This window comes from Paracoccus sp. MKU1 (assembly GCF_001447385.1).
In the GTDB taxonomy this organism is placed as follows: domain Bacteria; phylum Pseudomonadota; class Alphaproteobacteria; order Rhodobacterales; family Rhodobacteraceae; genus Paracoccus.
The window spans coordinates 259,707-281,186 of the sequence record NZ_LLWQ01000193.1 but is presented as its reverse complement, the minus strand read 5'-3'; the positions used below and the strand labels follow the sequence as shown (position 1 = coordinate 281,186).

The window sequence follows — 21,480 nt, the reverse complement described above, 5'->3', positions numbered from 1 at the left end:
CGAACGCCCCCGCCTGGGTTGTGACCGCTCAATAGGTGTCGGTCATGGTGTTGTAGACGTTGAACTTGCCGGTGGGGGTCACCAGCCGCTCGTCCTTGATGACGTGCTTCAGTTCCAGGGTCTTGTCGTCCACCACGACCAGCGCCGATTCTTGGTCCTTGCCGTTCCAGACGCTGAACCAGATCTCGGTGCCGTCCTTGTTGAACTCGCCCTGCACGACGCGGGGCTGGCCCTCGGCGATGCCGGCCCATTCGGCGATGGGCAGGGTGGTGAACTCGGGGTCCGAGCCGTCGCCCGTCATCGCCTTGGTGTCGAAGACCGCGACCGAGCCCGAGATCTCGGCCTCGGGGTTCAGGGTGGCATCGACATAGAGATATTGCGAATTCGGATGCGTCTTGATGAACAGCGAGCCGCCCCCCAGCGCCGGGAAGCTGTCCAGGATCTTCCAGGCATTGTCGGGATGGCCTTCGGGGTCGGTGCCGATCAGCGCCACCGAATCGTCGCCCATATGCGAGGTCGCCCAGACCGGCCCGAAGGTCGGGTGCACGAAGTTCGCGCCGCGGCCCGGATGCGGGGTCTGGCCGCCGGTATCCTCGATGGCGACCAGCTTGCCTTCCTTGGTGTCGATCACCACCAGCTTGTTGCGGGCGTTGGCGGCTGTGATGAAGTAGCGGTGCGAGCCGTCCAGGCCGCCGTCATGCAGGAAGCGTTCGGCGCTGATCTCGGTGGTCTTGAGGTTGTCGAGATCGGTATAGTCGACCAGCAGGATCTTGCCCGTTTCCTTGACGTTCACGATGAACTCGGGCCGGTAATGGCTGGCGAGGATCGCGGCGACGCGCGGCTCGGGGTGATATTCCTGCTCGTCATAGGTCATGCCGCGCGTGGACTGGATCTTTTTCGGCTCCAGCGTCTCGCCGTCCATGATGACGTATTGCGGCGGCCAATAGGCCCCGGCGATGGCGTATTTGTCCTCCCATCCCTCCATCTTCGAGGTCTCGATGGAACGCGCTTCCGAGCCGATCTTGATCTCGGCCACGGTGGCGGGTTCCTTCATCCACAGGTCGATCATATTGACCTTGCCGTCGCGGCCGATGACGAACAGGTAGCGGCCCGAGGCGGACATGCGGCTGATATGCACCGCATAGCCGGTATCGAGGACCGACTTGATCTCGTAGGTGGCGCCGTCGATCAGCGCGATCTGTCCGGCGTCGCGCAGGGTGACGCTGAACAGGTTTTCCAGGTCCCAGTCGTTTTCCTGCTGGGTCGGCCGGTCTTCCGGCGCGACATGCACCTTCCAGGATTCGCGCATCTCCTTCATGCCGAATTCCGGCGGCGCGGCCGGGTCCAGAAGCAGGTAATTGGCCATCAGGTCGACCTGCTCGGCCGAAAGATCGCCCGAGGTGCCCCAGTTCGGCATCCCCGCGGGCGAGCCGTAGGTGATGAAGCTTTGCAGATAGTCGAAGCCCAGGTCGCGGGTCAGGTCGGGGGTCAGCGCCTTGCCGGTCGCGCCCTTGCGCAGCACGCCGTGGCAACCGGCGCAGCGTTCGAAATAGATCTTGTTGGCTTCGTTATACTGCGCGTCGGTCAGGGCCGGGACGCCCTCGGGCGCGCCGGGCGCCGCGACGTCCTGCTGCGCAAGGTTGTCCAGCGAGGGCTCATAGCGGTTGTCGGTCTTGGTCTTGTGGTCCTCCAGCGCGGCGGCTGGATCCTTTGGCGGTGCGGCCTGTTCCTGTGCGGCGGCCGCAAGCGGCCCAAGGACAAGGGCCAGGGCTGCCGAGGCCAGCAGGCCGGGTCTGGCGAATGGAGTCCTTTGTCTCATCTGGCTTTCCTATTTGCTGGCGCGCGTTCACGCCGTTCCTGATCGCAATCCGCGCGTGAGGCTTTGACCTTTGTTAAGGTCGGGGTGCGGCATTTGCGCGATCAGCGGGACAAACCTTCGGACGCGGATGGCAATGCCCGGAAAGCTCCCTCTTGCACCCTGCCGCCTGGTGCTGGCGTTGCTGGCGCTGATTCTGCTGGCCCTGCCGGCGCGGCCCGAGCCGCCGGCCGCCCCCGATGCGGCGCTGGCGCAGGCGCTGTTCGGCGCCGATGGGCCGGTGATGCTGGACCGCCGCGAAGCCCCGGTGCCGGGCTGGAGCGTCAGCCGCGACGGCCGGGCGCTGGGCATGGTCGGCTCGACCTGGGAGATCGCGGCGACCGCCGGCTATTCCGGCAAGCCGCTAGACGTGCTGGTCGCCGTCACGCCGCAGGGGGTCATCGCCGGCGCCAGGCTGGTGCGCCAGACCGAGCCGGTGCTGAGCCTAGGCATTTCCGAGGCGCATATCGCCGCCTATGTGGACGGGTTCCGGGGCGTCGATCTGTCGCAGGGTGAAGCACAGGGCCAAGCGCTGCCCGACGTGATCTCGCGCGCCACGGTCTCGACCGGGGTGATCCGCGACGGCATCCTGCGCAGCGCCCGGGTGCTGGCGCAGGCGCAGGGGCTGGGCGGCGGCGGCATCGATCGCGTCGGCTACCGCCCCGCCACCTGGGCCGAACTGCTGGCCGAGGGGGCATTCGGCCACGCCTCGGTCTCGATGGCCGAGGCGTCGCGCGCCTTTGCCGGCGCCAAGGTGCCGGTCGAGCCCTCGGACGCGCCGTTCCTGGACCTCTATGCCGGGCTGATCGATCCGCCGACCGTCGGCCGCAACCTGCTGGGCGCGCAGGCATTCACCGCCGCCGCGGGCGCGCTGCAACCCGGTCAGGCGCTGGTCGCGGTGCTGTCGCGCGGCCTCTACAGCCCGCGCGGCACGGAATGGCGCCGCTCGGGCCGGTTCGAGCGCATCGGTTTCGAACAGGGCGCGCTGCGGATCGAACCGGACGACGGCGATTTCGTCATGGTCGAGACACTCGCCCTGCCCGACGCGCCGGCCTTCAAGGAAATCAGCCTGTTCCGGCTGAACATCGACCCCGCCGCCGGCGGCATCGACCCCAGCCGGCCCTTTGATCTGGTGGTGACCGCAACCCGGCCGCTGGCGGCGGGGGGCGAGGCCGCGCTGCCCATCCGCGCCACCATCCGCCTGCCCGCGGCCTATGCCGTCGCCGAGGCCCCCGTCGTGCCGCTGTGGCAGGAGTTCTGGCTGAAGAAGATCCCCGGCATCGCCGTGGTCGCGGCCATGCTGTTCGTGCTGGCGCTGATCCTGTTCGGGCAAGAGGCGCTGGTGCGCCGGCCGATGCTGTGGCGGCGGGTGCGGCTGGGCTTTCTGGCCACGACGCTTTTCGTGCTGGGCTGGGGGCTGAACGGCCAGCTTTCGGTGGTGCAGGTGGTGGCCTTCCTGAACGCGCTGCTGTCCGGCTTTCGCTGGGAAACCTTCCTGATCGAGCCGATCATCTTCCTGATCTGGTCCGCCGTGGCGCTGGGGCTGCTGTTCTGGGGCCGCGGCGTGTTCTGCGGCTGGCTGTGCCCCTTTGGCGCGCTGCAAGAGCTGACCAATGCCGCCGCGCAGCGGCTGGGGGTGCGGCAAATCGCCGTGCCGCAGGCCCTGCACGAGCGGCTTTGGGTGATCAAATACACGCTGTTCGTCGCCATCGTCGCGCTCAGCTTCTACAGCATGGAGCAGGCGCTGATCTTGGCCGAGGTCGAGCCGTTCAAGACCGTGATCTCGATGCGCTTCCTGCGCGCCTGGCCCTTCGTGCTGTTTGCGCTGGCGGTGCTGGCGGGCGGGCTGTTCATCGAGCGGTTCTATTGCCGTTACCTTTGCCCCTTGGGGGCGGGGCTGGCGATCCCGGCCAAGCTGAAGATCTTCGACTGGTTGCGCCGCCGCCCGCAATGCGGCCGCGAATGCCGGCTGTGCGAGACGAAATGCACCGTCGGCGCCATCGACCCGCTGGGCCGGATCAATCCCAACGAATGCGTGCTCTGCCTGCGCTGCCAGGTGGTGATGAACGACCCCGGCACCTGCCCGGTGCTGAAGCGCCGCGCCCGCAGCGCCGCCCCGACCGGAGATGCGCCATGAACCGCCGCCGCTTCCTGCTGCTGACCGCCTGCGCCGCGCTGCCCGGCATGACGAAGGCCGCGCCCGAGGAATGGCGCGGCCGCGCCATGGGGGCCGATGTCACCCTGCGGCTGCATGGCGCGAGCCCGGCGCAGGCGCGCGGCTTCTTCGCCGAGGCGGCGCGGCTGCTGGCCCATGTCGAAAGCCTGTTCTCGCTGCATCGCGATTCGGATCTGGCGCGGCTGAACCGCACCGGGCGGCTGCGCGTTCCCGCCGGTGGCATGGTCGAGCTGCTGGCCCTGTCCGATCGGCTGCACCGTGCCACCGGCGGCGCCTTCGACCCGACCGTGCAGCCGCTGTGGCTGGCGCGGGCGCGGGGCGAGGACGAGGCCGCGGCCCGCGCCCTGACCGGCTGGGATGCGGTCGCCTGGTCGCGGGCCGAGGTCCGGCTGACCCGTCCCGGCATGGCGCTGACTTTCAACGGTCTCGCGCAGGGCTGGGCTGCCGACCAACTGGCCGCCGCCGCCGCGCGCCACGACCTGGCCGAGTTGCTGATCGATGCGGGCGAGATCCGGGTCTTGGGGCGGCGGGACTGGCCCGTGGGCTTGGCCGATGCCGCGGGGCGCGAGCATCGCCGCATCCGGCTGGCCGACCGGGCGCTGGCGACTTCCTCGCCCGGCGGCACGCTGATCGGCCCGCGCAGCCTGCCGCATATCCTGGCGCCGGGCGGCGGGGCGCCGCTCTGGGACACGGTCTCGGTCAGCGCGGACAGCGCGGCGCTGGCGGACGGGCTTTCGACCGCACTTTGCCTGATGCCGCCCAAGACCGCCTGCGCCGCGCTGGCACGCCTGCCGGGCTGCCGGATCGAGCTGGCGATCGCCGCGCAGGACGCGGAGTTCCCGGACAAAATGCCCCGCTTTTGCTTCGCTTGACTTTCATCAATGAGCGACTCGCGCTTGCCGGACAGTGAGGTCTTATCGGAAATAACAGATAGGGGACCCGCGTCATGAGCGACATCATGACCAAGAACATGGCCCGGAACGTCTTCTACGGCGGGTCCATATTCTTCATTCTGATCTTTGGCGCGTTGACCGTGCACAGCCATATCTACGCCCGCACCAAGGCCGTGGACGAAAGCCAGCTCACCCCCTCGGTCGTCGAGGGCAAGCATATCTGGGAACGCAACGCCTGCATCGACTGCCACACGCTTCTGGGCGAGGGTGCCTATTTCGCCCCCGAGCTTGGCAATGTCATGAAGCGCTGGGGCGTGCAGGACGATCCCGAAACCGCCGTCGAGACGCTAAAGGGCTGGATGGAATCCATGCCCACCGGCATCGAGGGCCGCCGCCAGATGCCCCGCTTCGAACTGACGGACGAGGAGTTCCGGGCGCTGAGCGACTTCCTGCTGTGGACGGGCACGATCAACACCCAGAACTGGCCGCCGAACGACGCGGGCTGAGGGGGAAACACAGATGAGATACCATTCGCAACGCATCGCCTATGCCTATTTCCTGGTGGCCATGGTGCTTTTCGCCGTGCAGGTCACGCTCGGCCTGATCATGGGCTGGATCTATGTCAGCCCGAACTTCCTGTCCGAGCTCTTGCCCTTCAACATCGCCCGGATGCTGCACACCAACAGCCTGGTCGTCTGGCTGCTTTTGGGCTTTTTCGGCGCCACCTATTACATCCTGCCCGAGGAGGCCGAGCGCGAGATCCATTCGCCGCTGCTGGCCTGGATCCAGCTGGGCATCTTCGTGCTCGGCACGGCGGGCGTGGTCGTGACCTATCTGTTCGACCTGTTCCACGGCCATTGGCTTTTGGGCAAGGAGGGGCGCGAGTTCCTGGAACAGCCGAAATGGGTCAAGGTCGGCATCGCCGTCGCCGCGGTGATCTTCATGTACAACGTCAGCATGACCGCGCTGAAGGGCCGGCGCACGGCGGTCACCAACGTGCTGCTGATGGGCCTGTGGGGCTTGGTGCTGCTGTGGCTGTTCGCCTTCTACAACCCGGCGAACCTGGTGCTGGACAAGCAATACTGGTGGTGGGTGATCCACCTGTGGGTCGAGGGCGTGTGGGAGCTGATCATGGCCGCCATCCTCGCCTTCCTGATGCTCAAGCTGACCGGCGTGGACCGCGAGGTGGTCGAGAAATGGCTCTACGTCATCGTCGCCACGGCGCTGTTCTCGGGCATCCTGGGCACCGGCCACCATTACTACTGGATCGGCCTGCCGGCTTACTGGCAGTGGATCGGCTCGATCTTCTCGAGCTTCGAGATCGTGCCCTTCTTCGCCATGATGTCATTCGCCTTCGTCATGGTCTGGAAGGGCCGGCGCGACCATCCGAACAAGGCCGCGCTGGTCTGGAGCCTGGGCTGCACCGTGCTGGCCTTCTTCGGCGCCGGGGTCTGGGGCTTCCTGCACACGCTGCACGGGGTGAACTACTACACCCACGGCACGCAGATCACCGCCGCGCATGGCCACCTGGCCTTCTATGGCGCCTATGTCTGCCTGGTGCTGGCGCTGGTGACCTATTGCATGCCGCTGATGAAGAACCGCGATCCCTACAACCAGGTGCTGAACATGGCCTCGTTCTGGCTGATGTCCTCGGGCATGGTGTTCATGACGGTGACGCTGACCTTTGCCGGAACGGTGCAGACGCATCTGCAACGCGTCGAGGGTGGGTTCTTCATGGACGTGCAGGACGGGCTGGCGCTGTTCTACTGGATGCGCTTCGGCTCGGGCGTCGCCGTGGTTCTGGGCGCGCTGCTGTTCATCTATGCCGTGCTGTTCCCGCGCCGCGAAGTGGTGACGGCCGGCCCGGTGCAGGCCCACAAGGACGGCCATCTGGAGGCTGCGGAGTAAGCCATGAACGCGCATGTGAAAACCGAACGGAACGGGGCGGCCGACGCCCCCTTCTATCTGCCGCAGGGCGACGAGGTCGCGGTCTTCGAGGCCGCCGCTGCGAACGACCTGCCGGTGCTGCTGAAAGGCCCGACCGGCTGCGGCAAGACCCGCTTCGTCGCCCATATGGCGGCGCGGCTGGGCCGGCCGCTTTATACCGTGGCCTGCCATGACGACCTGTCGGCCGCCGACCTGATCGGGCGCTACCTGCTCAAGGGCGGCGAGACGGTCTGGACCGACGGTCCGCTGACCCGCGCCGTGCGCGAGGGCGCGATCTGCTATCTCGACGAGGTGGTCGAGGCGCGCAAGGACGTGACCGTGGTGCTGCACCCGCTGACCGACGACCGCCGCATCCTGCCCATCGACCGCACCGGCGAGGAGATCGAGGCGGCGCCGGGCTTCATGCTGGTGGCCTCCTACAACCCCGGCTACCAAAACATCCTCAAGACGCTGAAGCCTTCGACGCGGCAGCGTTTCGTGGCCATGGAGTTCGACTTTCCCGAACCCAGGCGCGAGGCCGAGATCGTGGCCCGCGAAAGCGGCCTCGACCACGATCGGACCCTGGGGCTGGTGCGGTTGGCGGGCAAGATCCGCGGCCTCAAGGGCCAGGATCTGGAGGAGGGCGTCTCGACCCGGCTGGTGGTCTATGCCGCCAGCCTGGTCGCGCGCGGCATGAGCCTGGACCGCGCCGTCGAGGCGGCGATGATCGAGCCCCTGACCGACGATGCCGAGGTCAAGCGTGGGCTGCGCGACCTGGTCGCGGCGATCTTCGGCTGAAAGGGGGCGCGGCATGGGTCTGGACCTGGAACCCTGGGAACCCGAGGAAACCGTCGGCAAGCTCTGGCACGTCTGGGCCAGCGGCTTCGGCGCACCGCAGGAGTTCGAGGATCAGGCGGTGGCGCTTTCCGAAGTCTCGGGGCGGCTCGCGGTGCTGTTCCGGGGACTGGGCGGCGGCGCGGCGGTCGAGATCCGGCCCGCCGCCGTCCAGGCGTCGCAGCATCGCATCGGCTGGCTGCGCCGGCTGGGCACGGTGGCCGAGACGGTGCCGCATGCCAGTTTCGATGGCGAGATCCTGCGCCTGCCGGAGCGGCTGTCGGTGCTGCCCTCGCGCCAGGCGAACGGCGCGCTTTTCCTGTGGCTCGCGGCTTGTGCGGCGCATGGCAGTATGGCGCCCGCGCAGGACGACCCGCTGCGCCGCGACCTGGCAAGGCTAGGTGCGGCGCAGCGGGCCGTCGAGGCCACGTTGCAGGATGCGCCGGGCCTGACCGGGCTTTACGACGACCTTGCCGAACTGGTGTTGTCGCTGCGCCCCACGGCCGCGCTGCCGCCGGCCGAGGCGGCGGTCGAGGCGCTGGTCTGCCATTTTCTTGGCGATCCGGCGCCCTTGCCGCCGCTGGCTCGCGACTGGCTGGCGGTGCTGGACGATCCGCAGGCGCAGGCGCCGCGCGGCTATCGCCCGATGCGGCCGGTGCCGCTCTGGCCCGATCTGGCCGCGCCCGGCACGACGCTGGCCGCCGCCCCGGGCGACGCACCCGACGGCATCGCCGCCGATCCGGCCAGCGCGCGCATGTTCCGTGCCCGCCGCCGGCAGAGCGACCAGCCGCAGCGCCGCGACAGCCTGATCCTGCACAAGTTCGAGGCTCTGCTGAGCTGGGCCGATCTGATGAATCTCAACCGGCATGTCGATGATGACGATCAGGACGACGCGAAGAAGGCGGCCGAGGACCAGGAAGAACTGGGCCTTGGCCAGGTGTCGAAGGCACCGGCGACCCGCCTGCGGCTGCATCTCGATCTTGCGCCCGAGGACGCGGATCTTGAGGCTGTCGCCGGCATCCGCACCTATCCCGAATGGGACGCGCGGCGCGGCCGCTACCTTGCCGGCCATGTGCGCGTGCTGGAAAACCGCGCGCCCGAGCATGACGAGGCGCTGACCCCGGACCCCCGCGCGCAAGCCCGCATCCGCGCCGTGCGCCGCCAGTTCGAGGCGCTGCGGCCCGGGCGCGTTACCACCACCGGCCACCGCGACGGGGATGAGCTGGATGCCGAGCTGACCGTCCGCGCCGCCGCCGACCTGCGCGCCACCGGCCAGGGCAGCGACCGCATCTGGCGCCAGTCCCGGCCCTTGGCGCGCAACCTTGCGGTGTCGATCCTGCTCGACGTGTCGCGCTCGACCGAAAGCGCGGTGACGGGGCGGGCGGTGATCGAGATCGAGCGCGAGGCGCTGGCGGCGCTGGCCTGGGGGCTGGATGCCTGCGGCGACCGTTTCGCGATCAATGCCTTTTCCTCGCTCAAGCGCGACCGGGTGTTCCTGAGCGCCTGCAAGGATTTCGACGAACCGATGGGCGCGGCGGTCGAGCGGCGCATCGCCGGGCTGCGGCCGCGTTTCTATACACGGCTGGGCGCCGGCATCCGCCATGCCTCGGCCGGGCTGGCGCAGCAGGCCAGCAGCCGGCGGCTTTTGCTGGTCATCACCGACGGCAAGCCCAACGATCTCGACCATTACGAGGGCCGCCACGGCATCGAGGACAGCGCCATGGCAGTGCGCGAGGCGCGGCGTGCCGGCCATGCCGTGCATGGCATCACCGTGGACCGCGATGCGAAAAGCTGGTTTCCCCGCATCTTCGGCCAGGGCGGCTTTTCGCTGATCCCGCATCCCGACCGGCTGCTGGCGGCGCTGCCGGTGATCTATCGGCAACTGGTGGCGTGATGCGGGTCCAGGATCTGCCGGGCGAGCCGATCATGTGGGTGCTCATCGCCTCCGAACTGCTGGTCTTTGCCGCCGGCATCACCGCCATGGCCGGGGTGCGGCTGACCGACCCGGCGGGATTTGCCGCGGCGCAGGCGCAGCTGCATGGCTGGATGGCGGCGCTGAACACCGCGATCCTGGTCACCTCGGGCCTTTTCGCCGCCCTGGCCGAGCGTGCCTGCCATCGCGGCGACCGGCGCCGGGCACGCCTCGGGCTGGCGCTGGCGGCGCTGGGGGGTGCGGCCTTCCTGGCGGTGAAGGTGGTGGAATATGCCGGCGACCTGCGCGCGGGCCTGGGCATGGAGAGCCACCCGTTCTTCACCTTCTACTACCTGCTGACCGGCTTTCACGCCGCGCATGTGCTGTTCGGCATCGGCGTGCTGGCGCTGGTGGCGATCCGGCTGCGCGCCGAGGAGGTGCAGGCCGGCGCCGCCTTCTGGCACATGGTCGATCTGGTCTGGGTGCTGATCCTGCCGCCGGTCTATCTGCTGGGGTAGGGGATGGAACTGACACGCATCTGGCTGATCCTGTTGGCCCTGACCGCCGCCACCACGGCGCTGGCCTTTGCCTCGGGGCCGGTCGCGGCGGCGGCGCTGCTGGGGCTGGCGCTGCTGAAGGCCCGCGCCATCCTGGCCGGCTTTCTGCATCTCGACCGGGCCGCGGGTTGGCGCGCCGCCTTCACCGTGCCGCTGGCGATCTGGCTGGCGCTGATCTGGGGGCTGCATCTCGTCTGAGGCGCGGGGCCCGGACCGTCAATCCATGGCCATCATGCGCAATTCGGCAATGTCGGCGATGATGGCCTTGTCGGCCTCGATCTCGACCCCGTGCTGGCGCAGCCGGGCGAAGGCGCGCGACAGGCTTTCCGGCTGCATGCCCAGATGGCCGGCGATCAGCCGCTTGTTATAGGGCAGCCGCACCTCGGTCGGGCCGGCCTCGGCATCGGAAAGGTCGGCCAGGAACTGCGCCACGCGCTGCACCCCGGTATGGGCCTTGAGCCTTTCGATCTGGTCCACCAGCCCTTGCAAATGCACGAAGGTCGAGGCCAGCAGACCGATGGCGAATTCCTGGTTCTCCAGCAGGAATTGCCGCAGCCGCGCGCCGTCGATCTGCAACAGCGTGCAATCCGAGATCGCCTCGGCCGAGACCGGATAGGGCGTGCCGCGCAGCGCCATCGCCTCGGCAAAGCTGCGGTTGCGGCCCAGGATCGCCACCACCGCCTCGGTCCCGTTCGGCGTCAGTCGCGACAGCTTGATGAAGCCGTTCAGCACGATGAACACCGCCCGCGCCGGATCGCCTTGCAGGAAGATGGTCTCGCCCTCGCGATAGCTGCGCCGCTGGGCGTCCTTCAGCAGCTTGTCGCGCATCTCGGGAGTCAGCCCGTTCAGCAGAACGGATTTCTTCACTGCCTCGGGCAGGGGGGCATTCATCGGAGCCTCGTCCATGGTTTCGCGCCGGTCCGAGTTTTGCACGCCCGGCCGGCGAGGGAAAGACCGCGCATTCCACTCGGCATTTCCCGGCGTTCAGGGCGACAGCCAGTGTTCGCGCAGGCTGAAATCCTCGGCCAGCAGCACCAGATCGGCCGGACGGCCGGGGGCCAGCGCGCCATATCGGTCCTGCAAGCCCAGCAGCGCCGCCGGGATGGCCGAGGCCATGCGCAGCGCGCGTTCGGGCGCGATGCCGACCTGATGGACCAGCACGGCGATGGCCTGCGGCAGCGTCAGGTCGGCCCCGGCCAGCGTGCCGTCGGCCAGGGTCAGCCGCCCGTCGCGGCGCAGCACCTTGCGGCCGCCCAGCTCCATCTCGGTCCGGTCGGTGCCGGCGAAGGCCATGCAGTCGCTGACCAGGAAGATGCCCTCGGGCCGCGCCCCCAGCGCCAGCCGCATCACCGCCGGATGCACGTGGATGCCGTCGGCGATCAGCCCGGCCCCGGCCTCGCCGGCCAGCACCGCGCCCGCCAGCCCCGGCGCGCGGTTGCCGATCTGGCTCATGGCGTTGAACAGATGCGTCGCGCAGCGGGCACCGGCGGCAAAGGCGGCCTGCGCCTCGTCATGGCTGCAATCGCTATGGCCCAGGCTGACCACCGCCCCGGCCCCGGCCAGCGCCGCGATCTGCTGCGGGCTTGCCGCCTCGGGCGCCAGCGTCACCATCAGCGCCGGCAGCCGGCGCGCGGCGTCGCAAAGCCGGGCCAGATCCTCGTCGCCCATCGGCCGGATCAGCGCCGGATCATGGGCGCCCTTGCGGCGCGGGTCGAGATGCGGCCCCTCCAGATGCAGGCCCAGGAAGCCCGGCACCCCTGCCTCGGCCGCGGCGATCCCCAGCGCGATGACATGGGCGGTGGCCTCGGGCGTGTCGGTGATCAGCGTCGGCAGCACCCCGGCGGTGCCAAGCGCCCGATGCGCGGCGCAGATGCGGTGCAGCCCCCCCAGATCGGTCGTGCCGTCCAGCATCAGCCCCCCGCCGCCGTTCACCTGCAAATCCAGGAAAGCCGGGGCGAGGATGCCCGACACCGCCCGCCGCCCCTCGGCCGGCGCCTCGGCCTCGGGCAGGATGGCGGCGATCTCGCCCGCCTCGATCACCAGCGCATGGCCGTCGAGGAAACGCGCGCCGTCGAAGATCCGCGCGCCGGTCAGGACCTCGCGCGCCATCACACCGTCTCCGTCACCTTGCGCAGATGCGGCGGCGTGTCGGGGTCGAAGCCGCGCCGCCGCGCCAGCCCCTCGATGAAGGCGTAGAAGCCGGCGATGGTCACCAGTGGCGCCACCAGCGGATGCAGGCCGGGGACCGAGGGCAGGGTGACGGCGCCGCCGACCTCGGTGCCGGTCACGAACACATCCGCGCCCTGGGCCGCCAGCCGCTCGGCCGTGGCCTTGAGCTGGGGCAGGGCGGCATCCTCGATCCCCAGCGCCAGCACCGGGAAGCCGGCCTGCACGATGGCGGCGGGGCCGTGCAGCACCTCGGCAGCCGAATAGGCCTCGGCATGGATGCCCGAGGTTTCCTTGAACTTCAGCGCCGATTCGCAGGCGATGGCGAAGCTGGGGCCGCGGCCAAGCACGAAGGCCGAGCTGGCCCGCGCCAGCCGCGCCGACAGCGGCGACCAGTCCAGCCCCACGGCCTGCCCGAACGCCTCGGGCAGGGCGGCGACGGCATCCTGCAGGGCGTGATCCTCGCGCCATTCCGCCAAGAGCGACAGGCCGGCCAGCACCGAGCAGACGAAGGTCTTGGTGGCGGCGACGCTTTTCTCCTCGCCCGCCTGCAAGGGCAGGCAATGGGCCGAGACCTGCGCCATCGGGCTGTCCTCGACATTGGTGATGGCGATCGACAGCGCGCCGCCCTGACCCGAGGCGCGCATCATCTCGACCCCGTCCGGGCTGCGGCCGGATTGCGAGATGCCGATGCAGGCCGCCTTGCCCAGCCGCAAGGGCCGGCGATAGATCGAGGCGATGGACGGCCCGACCGAAGCGACCGGCACCCCGGCCTCCAGCTCGATGGCGTATTTCAGATAGGTCGCGGCATGGTCCGACGACCCGCGCGCCACGGTGACCACCAGATCGGGGTCCTTGCGGCGCAGAGCTGCGGCGGCATCCGCGACCGCATCGCGCGAGCGTTCCAGGAAACGGGCCGCGGCTTCGGGGATCTCGGCCACTTCGCGCGCCATATGCGTCTGGCTCATCAGGGGTTCCTTTCGCCTTCCGGGGCAAGTTTCAGTTCCACGGCGAAGTCATAGGCATCGCCGCGATAGAGCGAGCGGGTGAACTCGACCACCTTGCCCGAGGGCAGGTAGGAGATGCGTTCGATGCGCAGCCCGGCCACGCCGGGGCTGACGCCCAGCAATTCCGCGTCCTTGGCGTTCAGGTTCGCGGCAGAGATGCGCTGCACCGCCCGCACCGGCCGCATGCCGCGCGCTTCCAGCACCGCGTAAAGCGAGGCATCGACGCCTTCGGGATCGGGCAGGATCGCCTGCGACAGCGAGGCGCGCTCGATGGCCAGCGGCACCCCGTCCGAGCTGCGCACCCGTTCCAGCCGCGCCACCTTCTCGCCGACGCCCAGCCCGAGCGCCATCACCTCCTCGGGCGCCGGGGCGTGCAGGCCGCGGGCGATCCAGCGGCTTTCGACGCTGCGGCCGCGCCGGGCCATGTCCTCGGTGAACGAGGTCAGCAGCGACAGCGCCTGTTCCAGCTTTTCGACCTTGGGCGCGACGAAGGTGCCCGAGCCGCGCCTTTGCACCAGCTGCCCCGAGCCGACCAGCTCCGCCACCCCCTTGCGTACGGTGACGCGCGACAGGCCAGTCATCGCCGCCAGCTCGCGTTCCGATGGCAGGCTGTCGCCCGGTTGCAGCCGCCCCGAGGCGATGGCCTCGGCGATCAGCCGGTGCAGTTGCAGGTAAAGCGGCCCGCCGCCGGTTTCCTCAAACGCTTCGGGGGTGAACAACTCGCCCATCACGCCTCCTGCCGGGCCAGATGCAGCGCCCCGTCGAGGCCCGAGCCCTTGGGCGCCTCGATGCGCCACAGCCCCTGCAAGCGGGCGGCGTAATGCGTGCCGAGCCCGCCCAGGAACACCACCGGCAGGTCGCGCTCGGCTTGCAGCCTGTCGATCATGGCGCGGATCTCGGCCACGGCGGCGGCAAAGATGCGCTCGCCCACCGGGTCGGTGCCGGCGACGATGCGCGGCGCGAATTGCGCGAATTCGGCCGGCCGGGCGCGGAAGCCGAAGGAGATCACCCCCTCGATCCCGCCCAGCTCGTCCAGCACCGCCTGGAGCAGCGGGGTCATCGGCGCGAAGCCGTCCTCGGCGCGCAGGGCCTCGGACAAGAGCGCCCGGCCCAGAACCGCGCCGCTGCCCTCGTCGCCCAGGACGAAGCCGCGCCCGCCATATTGCCGCATCTCGCCGCCGATCTGGACCGCGAAGACCGAGCCGGTGCCCATGGCGGCGACGATGCCGTCCCCGCCCCCCAGCGCGCCGGTGGCGGCGGTCACCGCGTCGGTGACGATGCGGGTGCGGCGAAAGGGCAGCATGGCCCGCAGGCTGCGGGCGGCGGCGGTGACATTGGCCCCGGCCAGGCCCAGCACCGCGGTCAGCTCGTCCAGATGGCCCTGTCCGGCGTCCTGAAGCGCGGCACGGGCGGCGGCGAGGATATTGGCGCAGGCCCCCTCGGTCTCGACCGAGATATTGGCCGGCCCGGCCGCGCCCTGGCCGATGATCCGGCCCGAGCCGTCCGCGATGGCCGCGCGGCAGCCGGTCCCCCCTCCGTCTATGCCCAGGAAATATGACATGGCGACTCCTTTGAGGTGACGATACCAAAACAATACCAAAAGGAAAGGGGTATTTTAATAATCCCGATAAAAGGCCGTTTTGTGCGGATTTTCAAGAAGGGCCTTTACAAGTGGTATTGTTTTGGCATTATCTGCGGAACAGGGGGAATCACATGACCGCATCCGGCACCGAGGCAAGGCATCCGGCATCCGCAGGACTTCACGCGCGTTCCGGCGGCGACGTCCTGCGCATCCTGCTTGAGGCGCAAATGGTGGCGCTTGGGGCGTTGGAGCCCGCTCTGCCGGCCCTGGAGCGCGCGGCCGAGGCTGCCAGCGCCGCGCTGCGCTCCGGCGGCAAGCTCGGCTATGCCGGCGCCGGTTCCTCGGGGCTGATGGCGCTGGCGGATTGCCTGGAGCTCGCCGGCACCTTCGGTATCGCGCCCGAACGCACGCCGATGATGTTCGCCGGCGGGGCAGAGGCGCTTTTGCATCTGAAGGGCAGCGTCGAGGACGATCCGGCGCTGGCCCTGGCCGATCTGGACCGCGCCGGGCTTGGGGCGGGGGATGTGCTCCTGTGCCTCTCGGCCTCGGGGCGGACGCCCTATGCGCTGGCGATCTGCGCGGCGGCGCAGGAGCGGGGCGTGACCGTGGCCGGCCTCGCCAATGTGGCGGGCTCGGCCCTGCTGGAACGCGCCGACATCCCGGTGCTGATCGAGACCGGGGCCGAGGTCGTCTCGGGATCGACCCGCATGGGGGCGGCCACGGCGCAGAAGGTGGCGCTGAACATGCTTTCGGTGCTGGTCGCGATCCGGCTGGGCCATGTCCATGACGGCTACATGGTCAACCTGGTGGCCGACAACATCAAGCTGGTGGACCGCGCCGCCCGCATCGTGGCCGCCGTGGCGGGCGTGACCCGCGACGAGGCCGAGGCGGCGCTGTCGCGCAGCGGCGGCGCGGTCAAGCCCGCCATCCTGGTCGCGCGCGGCATGGCGCCCGACGCGGCCGGGGCGCGGCTGGCCGAAACCGGGGGCCTGCTGGCCCCGCTGATCTGATTGCAACCAGAGGGTCCGCGAGAGACCCGATGCCGAAGGGAGAAGACCATGACCAAGACCATCCGCCTGGCGCTGCTGGCCAGCACCCTGCTGGGCAGCGCCGCCTGGGCCCAGGACGTCACGCTGACCATCGAGAGCTGGCGCAACGACGACCTCGCCATCTGGCAGGAAAAGATCATCCCGGCCTTCGAGGCGGCCAATCCCGGCATCAAGATCAATTTCGCGCCCTCGGCGCCGCCGGAATACAACGCGGTGCTGAATTCCAAGCTCGATGCGGGCTCGGCCGGCGACCTGATTACCTGCCGGCCCTTCGACGCCTCGCTGGAGCTGTTCAAGAAGGGCAAGCTGGCCGATCTGAGCGACCTGGCGGCGATGGCGAATTTCTCGGACGTGGCGAAATCGGCCTGGCAGACCGATGACGGCACCCAGACCTTCTGCGTGCCGATGGCCTCGGTCATCCACGGCTTCATCTACAACAAGACCGCCTTCGAGGAACTGGGCCTGACCCCGCCCAAGACCGAGGCGGAGTTCTTCGCGCTGCTCGACAAGATCAAGGAAGACGGCACCTATATCCCGATGGCCATGGGCACGGCCGACCAGTGGGAAGCGGCGACCATGGGCTACCAGAACATCGGCCCGACCTACTGGAAAGGCGAGGAGGGCCGCAAGGCGCTGATCGAGGGCACGCAGAAGCTGACGGATGAGCCTTGGGTCGCGCCCTTCCGCCAGCTGGCGAAGTGGAAGGACTATCTGGGCGACGGCTTCGAGGCGCAGACCTATCCCGACAGCCAGAACCTGTTCACGCTGGGCCGCGCCGCGATCTATCCGGCCGGGTCCTGGGAGATCGGCGTCTTCGGCCCGCAGATCGGCGGCGCCTTCGAGATGGGCGCCTTCCCGCCCCCGGTCCCGGCCGAGGGCGACACCTGCTATATCAGCGACCATACCGACATCGCCCTGGGCATGAACGCCGCGACCAAGCACCCGGAAGAGGCGCGGAAATTCCTGGAATGGGTCGGCTCGTCGGAATTCGCCTCGCTTTATGCGAATGCGCTGCCCGGCTTCTTCTCGCTGAACTCGGCCCCGGTCGAGATGGAGGACCCGCTGGCCAAGGAATTCGTCGGCTGGCGCGAGACCTGTGAGCCCACCATCCGCTCGACCTACCAGATCCTGTCGCGCGGCACGCCGAACCTGGAGAACGAGACCTGGACCGCCTCGGCCAATGTCATCACCGGCGCCGAGACGCCCGAGGCCGCGGCCGAGCGGCTGCAACAGGGTCTGGCCTCGTGGTACGCGCCGCAGCAACAGTGACGGCTTGCCGGGGCTGACGGCCCGGCGCGAATACTGACCGGGCCTGGCGGCCCGGCGATGGCGGGGGGCTTTCCGCCCCCCGCACCCCCCGAGGGTATTTTTCAACGGAGAAGGAGGGCGTCATGGCGCAGCGGAAAGCGTTTCGCTGGCATATCGCGGTGTTTCTTGCGCCCGCGGTGCTGGTCTATACCGCCATCATGATCGTTCCGCTGTTCGGGACGCTGAACCTATCGCTGTTCAATACCGGCGAGGGCGGGCGGGTCTTTGTGGGTCTGCGGAACTTCGCCACGCTGTTCGGCGATCCGCGCTGGTCGGCGAGCTTCTGGAACGCGCTTGGCAACAACGCCTGGTTCTTCCTGGTCCACATGCTGGTGCAGAACCCGGTCGGCGTGGCGCTGGCGGCGCTGCTGAGCTCGCCGCGGCTGCGGGGGGCGGCGTTTTATCGCACCGCGATCTTCATCCCGACCATCCTGTCTTTCGTCATCGTCGGCTTCGTCTGGAAGCTGATCCTGTCGCCGATCTGGGGCATCGCGCCCGGCATGCTGGACGCCGTCGGGCTGAAAAGCCTGTTCGCGCCCTGGCTGGGCCGCGAGGGCACGGCGCTGACCACGCTGGCGCTGATCTCGGTCTGGCAATTCGTCGGCATCCCGATGATGCTGATCTATGCCGCGCTGCTGTCGATCCCCGACGAGGTGATCGAGGCGGCCGAGATGGACGGCGTCACCGGCTGGTCGCAGTTCTGGAAGATCAAGCTGCCGCTGATCCTGCCCTCGATCGGCATCATCTCGATCCTGACCTTCGTCGGCAATTTCAACGCCTTCGACCTGATCTATGTCACGCAAGGGGCCTTAGCAGGGCCGAATTTCTCGACCGATATCCTGGGGACGTTCCTTTACCGCACCTTCTTCGGTTTCCAGTTGCAGATCGGCGATCCGCATATGGGCGCGACCATCGCCACCGCCATGTTCGGTATCATCCTGCTGGGCGTCAGCTTCTATCTGTTCGCCATCCAGCGCCGGCTGCGCCGCTATCAGTTCTGAGGGGAGACCATGAGCCAAGCCCGCCATTCCACCGCCCGCAGCCTGGCCGCCCATGCCGTGCTGATCCTTTACACGGTGATCGCGCTGTTCCCGGTCTTCGTCGTGGTCATCAACAGCTTCAAGAACCGCCGCGCGATCTTCGCCGATCCGCTGGCCGTGCCGACGCCGGAAAGCTTCGATCTGGTCGGCTATCGCACGGTGCTGGCGCAGGGGGATTTCGTCCTCTACTTCCAGAACTCGCTGATCGTGACCGTGGCCAGCCTGTTCTTCGTGCTGCTGTTCGGCGCGATGGCGGCATTCGCCCTGTCGGAATACCGCTTTCGCGGCAACATGCTGATGGGGCTGTATCTGGCGCTGGGGATCATGATCCCGATCCGGCTGGGCACCGTCGCCATATTGCAGATGATGGTGGCCTCGGGGCTGGTCAACACGCTGACGGCGCTGGTGCTGGTCTATACCGCCCAAGGGTTGCCGCTGGCGGTGTTCATCCTGTCGGAGTTCATGCGCGGCGTCTCGGACGACCTGAAGAATGCCGGCCGCATCGACGGGCTGTCGGAATACACCATCTTCTTCCGGCTGGTGCTGCCGCTGGTGCGTCCGGCCATGGCCACCGTCGCCGTCTTCACCATGATCCCGATCTGGAACGACCTGTGGTTCCCGCTGATCCTGGCGCCGAGCGAGGCGACCAAGACCGTGACCCTGGGCAGCCAAGTCTTCATCGGCCAGTTCGTCACCAACTGGAACGCGGTGCTGGCGGCGCTGAGCCTCGCCATCCTGCCGGTGCTGGTGCTTTACCTGATCTTCTCGCGCCAGCTGATCCGCGGCATCACCGCCGGCGCCGTCAAATGATCCGTCTTGCAGCAAGGAGACCCTGATGGGAGCCCTGACCCTGACCCAAGTCACCAAGTCCTTCGGCGCCACCGAGGTCATCAAGGGCGTGGACCTGAATGTCGAGAATGGCGAGTTCTGCGTCTTCGTCGGCCCCTCGGGCTGCGGCAAGTCCACGCTTCTGCGCATGATCGCCGGGCTGGAGGACGTGACCTCGGGCGACGTCGCCATCGACGGCGTGCGCGTCAACGACCTGGCCCCCGCCAAGCGCGAGATCGCCATGGTTTTCCAGAGCTATGCGCTCTATCCGCACCTGACCGTGCGCGACAATATGGGGTTGGCGCTGAAACAGGCCGGCACGCCCCGGGCGCAGATCGCCCAGGCGGCCGATAAGGCGGCGGAAATGCTGGCGCTGGCGCCTCTGATGGAGCGGCGCCCGGCCGAGCTGTCGGGCGGCCAGCGCCAGCGCGTCGCCATCGGTCGCGCCATCGTGCGGCGGCCCAAGCTGTTCCTGTTCGACGAGCCGCTGTCGAATCTCGACGCCGCGCTGCGCGTGCAGACCCGGATCGAGATCGCCCGGCTGCATCGCGAACTGGGCGCGACGATGATCTATGTCACCCATGACCAGGTCGAGGCGATGACGCTGGCCGACAAGATCGTCGTGCTGCGCGGTGGCGTGGTCGAGCAGGTGGGCCGGCCGATGGACCTGTATAACGACCCCGACAACACCTTCGTCGCCGGCTTCATCGGCAGCCCGCAGATGAATTTCCTTGATGCCGGCAAGCTGGGCCTGCGCTCGGCCAGGCTGGGCGTCCGTCCCGAGCATCTGGTGCCCGGCGGCGGCCAGGTCAGCGGCCGCGTCAGCCATGTCGAGAAGCTGGGCGGCGAGACGCTGGTCTATCTCGCCTCGGACGACCACGGGCTCTTGACCGTGCGGCTGTTCGGCGAACAGGACTATGCCGTGGACGAGGTGGTGGGCCTGGGCTTCGAGCCGAACCGCGCCTTTCATTTCGACGCCGAGGGCCGGCGGCTGCGCTAGATCACCACCACGCCGGAATGCTTGGCCTTGTGCTCGGGCTCGACATGGATGGTGATGAGCGCGCCGGGCAGCTTGCGCTTCAGCGCCTGTTCGATGCGGTCGCAGATGTCGTGGGCGGCATCGACCGTGGTCTGGCCGTCCACCACCAGGTGGAAGTCGATGAAGGTGCGCGGCCCGGCATGGCGGGTGCGCAGGTCATGCGCCTCGATGGCGCCGGTGGCGGCGTCCGAGATGGTGGCGCGGATATCGGCCAGCGTGTCCTCGGACACCGCCTCGTCCATCAGCCCCGACAGCGAACTGGCCATGACCTTCCAGCCCGACCACAGGATGTTCAGTGCCACCAGCGCTGCCAGCGCCGGGTCCAGCACCGCCCAGCCGGTGACGACCGCCAGCGCCACCCCGGCCACCACGCCGACCGAGGAGATCACGTCGGACAAGAGATGCCGCCCGTCGGCGACCAGCGCCGGCGATCTCAGCCGCCGGCCGCGGCTGATCAGCACCCAGCACCACAGCGCGTTGAGTATGCTGGCCGCGCCGTTGACCAGCAGCCCCTCGACCGGCGCGTCCAGCATGCGCGGGTTCTGGAAACCGTGCCAGGCCTCGCGCAGGATCAGCAGCGCGGCGACGATGATCATCACCCCCTCCAGCACGGCGCTGAAGAATTCCGCCTTGTGATGGCCATAGGGGTGGCTGCGGTCGGCGGGCTTGGCGGCGACCCGGATGGCGATCAGCGCGGCGACGGCGGTGGCGACGTTCACCGTGCTTTCCAGCGCATCCGAAAGCAGCGCGACCGAGCCGGTCAGCCACCAGGCAAGCGTCTTGAGCGCCAGGACGATCAGGCCGACAAGGATGCTGCCGAAGGCTAGTCTTTCGGTGGCGGACATGGGCGCTTTCCTTTCCGATTCCGTCACAGGGGCGCCTTTTAGCCCCTTCATCCGGCAAGGCCCAGAGCCTAGGATCGGAGGCACTCGTGCAGGAGGGGTTTTCAGGTCCCCCGATCCGAGTCCCGCGTTTACGCATGACTTCGCCCCCGGCAATGCCGCGCTTGCCGCCGAGGCAGGGCGCCTGCTGGCGGCGGCGCCGGCCAGGCTTGAACGGATCGGCTTTTACGGCGCCGAGAGTTGTCCCGGCCATGCGCGGCAGCTTTGTCGGGCATGGCCGAAGGCCGGCGCGACAAGACGCCTTGCGAAGGCGGGCACTGTCGTGCCGGCGTCCGCTCGTCCCCGTGGGGCCGCTGCGGGGACTGTCCACCCTGTGCCGCGCACGACTTCCGGCGCGATCCGGGCTGCAAGGGCCATCCGCCCGGTACCGCCCGCCGCAGCAACGATCTTCCCTTCGCCAGAAAGG

Annotated in this window: 20 protein-coding genes; 13 read left to right on the top strand and 7 right to left on the bottom strand. The window is 68.7% G+C overall.

Translation table 11 applies throughout. From position 1 onward, the window contains the following. Window positions 1–28 precede the first annotated feature (28 nt). Window positions 29–1,819 (bottom strand): nitrite reductase, encoded by a 1,791-nt coding sequence (locus AQY21_RS17515; protein ID WP_058098890.1) that lies wholly within the window; start codon window positions 1,817–1,819, stop codon window positions 29–31. 127 nt (window positions 1,820–1,946) lie between these two features. Here AQY21_RS17515 and AQY21_RS17510 point away from each other — a divergent pair, with 127 nt between their 5' ends. From AQY21_RS17510 to AQY21_RS17475, 8 genes are all read left to right on the top strand, one after another. Continuing rightward, entirely contained in the window at window positions 1,947–3,992 is a 2,046-nt protein-coding gene (locus tag AQY21_RS17510; RefSeq protein WP_058098889.1) for a NosR/NirI family protein, read from the top strand. Continuing rightward, a complete protein-coding gene (locus AQY21_RS17505) occupies window positions 3,989–4,903 on the top strand; it encodes an FAD:protein FMN transferase (protein ID WP_058098888.1) in 915 nt (304 codons plus the stop codon). The genes AQY21_RS17510 and AQY21_RS17505 overlap by 4 nt, the downstream gene beginning before the upstream one ends. 74 nt (window positions 4,904–4,977) lie before the next feature. Then, window positions 4,978–5,430, top strand: coding sequence for a cytochrome c (locus tag AQY21_RS17500; protein ID WP_058098887.1), 453 nt, complete (start codon window positions 4,978–4,980; stop codon window positions 5,428–5,430). Between the two features lie 13 nt (window positions 5,431–5,443). Then, window positions 5,444–6,832, top strand: coding sequence for a cbb3-type cytochrome c oxidase subunit I (locus AQY21_RS17495; protein ID WP_058098886.1), 1,389 nt, complete (start codon window positions 5,444–5,446; stop codon window positions 6,830–6,832). A gap of 3 nt (window positions 6,833–6,835) precedes the next feature. Beyond that, window positions 6,836–7,648, top strand: a complete 813-nt coding sequence (locus tag AQY21_RS17490) for a CbbQ/NirQ/NorQ/GpvN family protein (protein WP_058098885.1) — start codon at window positions 6,836–6,838, stop codon at window positions 7,646–7,648. Between the two features lie 13 nt (window positions 7,649–7,661). Then, window positions 7,662–9,578, top strand: coding sequence for a nitric oxide reductase activation protein NorD (locus AQY21_RS17485; RefSeq protein ID WP_058098884.1), 1,917 nt, complete (start codon window positions 7,662–7,664; stop codon window positions 9,576–9,578). Next, window positions 9,578–10,114: a cytochrome c oxidase subunit 3 gene (locus tag AQY21_RS17480; protein ID WP_058098883.1), complete on the top strand. Its 537-nt coding sequence runs from the start codon at window positions 9,578–9,580 to the stop codon at window positions 10,112–10,114. Before AQY21_RS17485 ends, AQY21_RS17480 begins: the two co-directional genes overlap by 1 nt. A gap of 3 nt (window positions 10,115–10,117) precedes the next feature. After that, on the top strand, window positions 10,118–10,351 hold the full coding sequence (locus tag AQY21_RS17475; protein ID WP_058098882.1) for a cytochrome C oxidase subunit IV family protein: 234 nt from the start codon (window positions 10,118–10,120) through the stop codon (window positions 10,349–10,351). Between the two features lie 18 nt (window positions 10,352–10,369). Here the strand turns inward: AQY21_RS17475 and AQY21_RS17470 are convergent, their stop codons facing one another. From AQY21_RS17470 to AQY21_RS17450, 5 genes are all read right to left on the bottom strand, one after another. Next, window positions 10,370–11,059 carry a Crp/Fnr family transcriptional regulator gene (locus tag AQY21_RS17470; protein WP_238986815.1) on the bottom strand — a complete coding sequence of 230 codons (690 nt, stop codon included), beginning with the start codon at window positions 11,057–11,059 and terminating at the stop codon, window positions 10,370–10,372. Between the two features lie 78 nt (window positions 11,060–11,137). Further along, window positions 11,138–12,262 (bottom strand): N-acetylglucosamine-6-phosphate deacetylase, encoded by a 1,125-nt coding sequence (nagA, locus tag AQY21_RS17465; RefSeq protein ID WP_058098881.1) that lies wholly within the window; start codon window positions 12,260–12,262, stop codon window positions 11,138–11,140. After that, window positions 12,262–13,287: an SIS domain-containing protein gene (locus AQY21_RS17460; RefSeq protein WP_058098880.1), complete on the bottom strand. Its 1,026-nt coding sequence runs from the start codon at window positions 13,285–13,287 to the stop codon at window positions 12,262–12,264. The genes nagA and AQY21_RS17460 overlap by 1 nt, the downstream gene beginning before the upstream one ends. Beyond that, window positions 13,287–14,054 (bottom strand): GntR family transcriptional regulator, encoded by a 768-nt coding sequence (locus tag AQY21_RS17455; RefSeq protein ID WP_058098879.1) that lies wholly within the window; start codon window positions 14,052–14,054, stop codon window positions 13,287–13,289. The genes AQY21_RS17460 and AQY21_RS17455 overlap by 1 nt, the downstream gene beginning before the upstream one ends. After that, window positions 14,054–14,887 carry a BadF/BadG/BcrA/BcrD ATPase family protein gene (locus AQY21_RS17450; protein ID WP_058098878.1) on the bottom strand — a complete coding sequence of 278 codons (834 nt, stop codon included), beginning with the start codon at window positions 14,885–14,887 and terminating at the stop codon, window positions 14,054–14,056. The genes AQY21_RS17455 and AQY21_RS17450 overlap by 1 nt, the downstream gene beginning before the upstream one ends. A gap of 152 nt (window positions 14,888–15,039) precedes the next feature. Here AQY21_RS17450 and AQY21_RS17445 point away from each other — a divergent pair, with 152 nt between their 5' ends. From AQY21_RS17445 to AQY21_RS17425, 5 genes are all read left to right on the top strand, one after another. Then, window positions 15,040–15,918: an N-acetylmuramic acid 6-phosphate etherase gene (locus tag AQY21_RS17445; RefSeq protein WP_058098877.1), complete on the top strand. Its 879-nt coding sequence runs from the start codon at window positions 15,040–15,042 to the stop codon at window positions 15,916–15,918. A gap of 48 nt (window positions 15,919–15,966) precedes the next feature. Beyond that, complete coding sequence (locus tag AQY21_RS17440; protein WP_058098876.1) at window positions 15,967–17,226, top strand: ABC transporter substrate-binding protein; 1,260 nt, start codon at window positions 15,967–15,969, stop codon at window positions 17,224–17,226. A 122-nt stretch (window positions 17,227–17,348) separates the two neighbouring features. Further along, window positions 17,349–18,266, top strand: a complete 918-nt coding sequence (locus tag AQY21_RS17435) for a carbohydrate ABC transporter permease (RefSeq protein WP_058098875.1) — start codon at window positions 17,349–17,351, stop codon at window positions 18,264–18,266. Window positions 18,267–18,275: 9 nt separating this feature from the next. After that, window positions 18,276–19,115, top strand: coding sequence for a carbohydrate ABC transporter permease (locus AQY21_RS17430; RefSeq protein WP_058098874.1), 840 nt, complete (start codon window positions 18,276–18,278; stop codon window positions 19,113–19,115). A 25-nt stretch (window positions 19,116–19,140) separates the two neighbouring features. Beyond that, window positions 19,141–20,133 carry an ABC transporter ATP-binding protein gene (locus AQY21_RS17425; protein ID WP_058098873.1) on the top strand — a complete coding sequence of 331 codons (993 nt, stop codon included), beginning with the start codon at window positions 19,141–19,143 and terminating at the stop codon, window positions 20,131–20,133. Here AQY21_RS17425 and AQY21_RS17420 read toward each other — a convergent pair. After that, window positions 20,130–21,017 (bottom strand): cation diffusion facilitator family transporter, encoded by an 888-nt coding sequence (locus AQY21_RS17420; protein WP_058098872.1) that lies wholly within the window; start codon window positions 21,015–21,017, stop codon window positions 20,130–20,132. The two genes, AQY21_RS17425 and AQY21_RS17420, sit on opposite strands and share 4 nt — an antisense overlap. Window positions 21,018–21,480 lie beyond the last annotated feature (463 nt).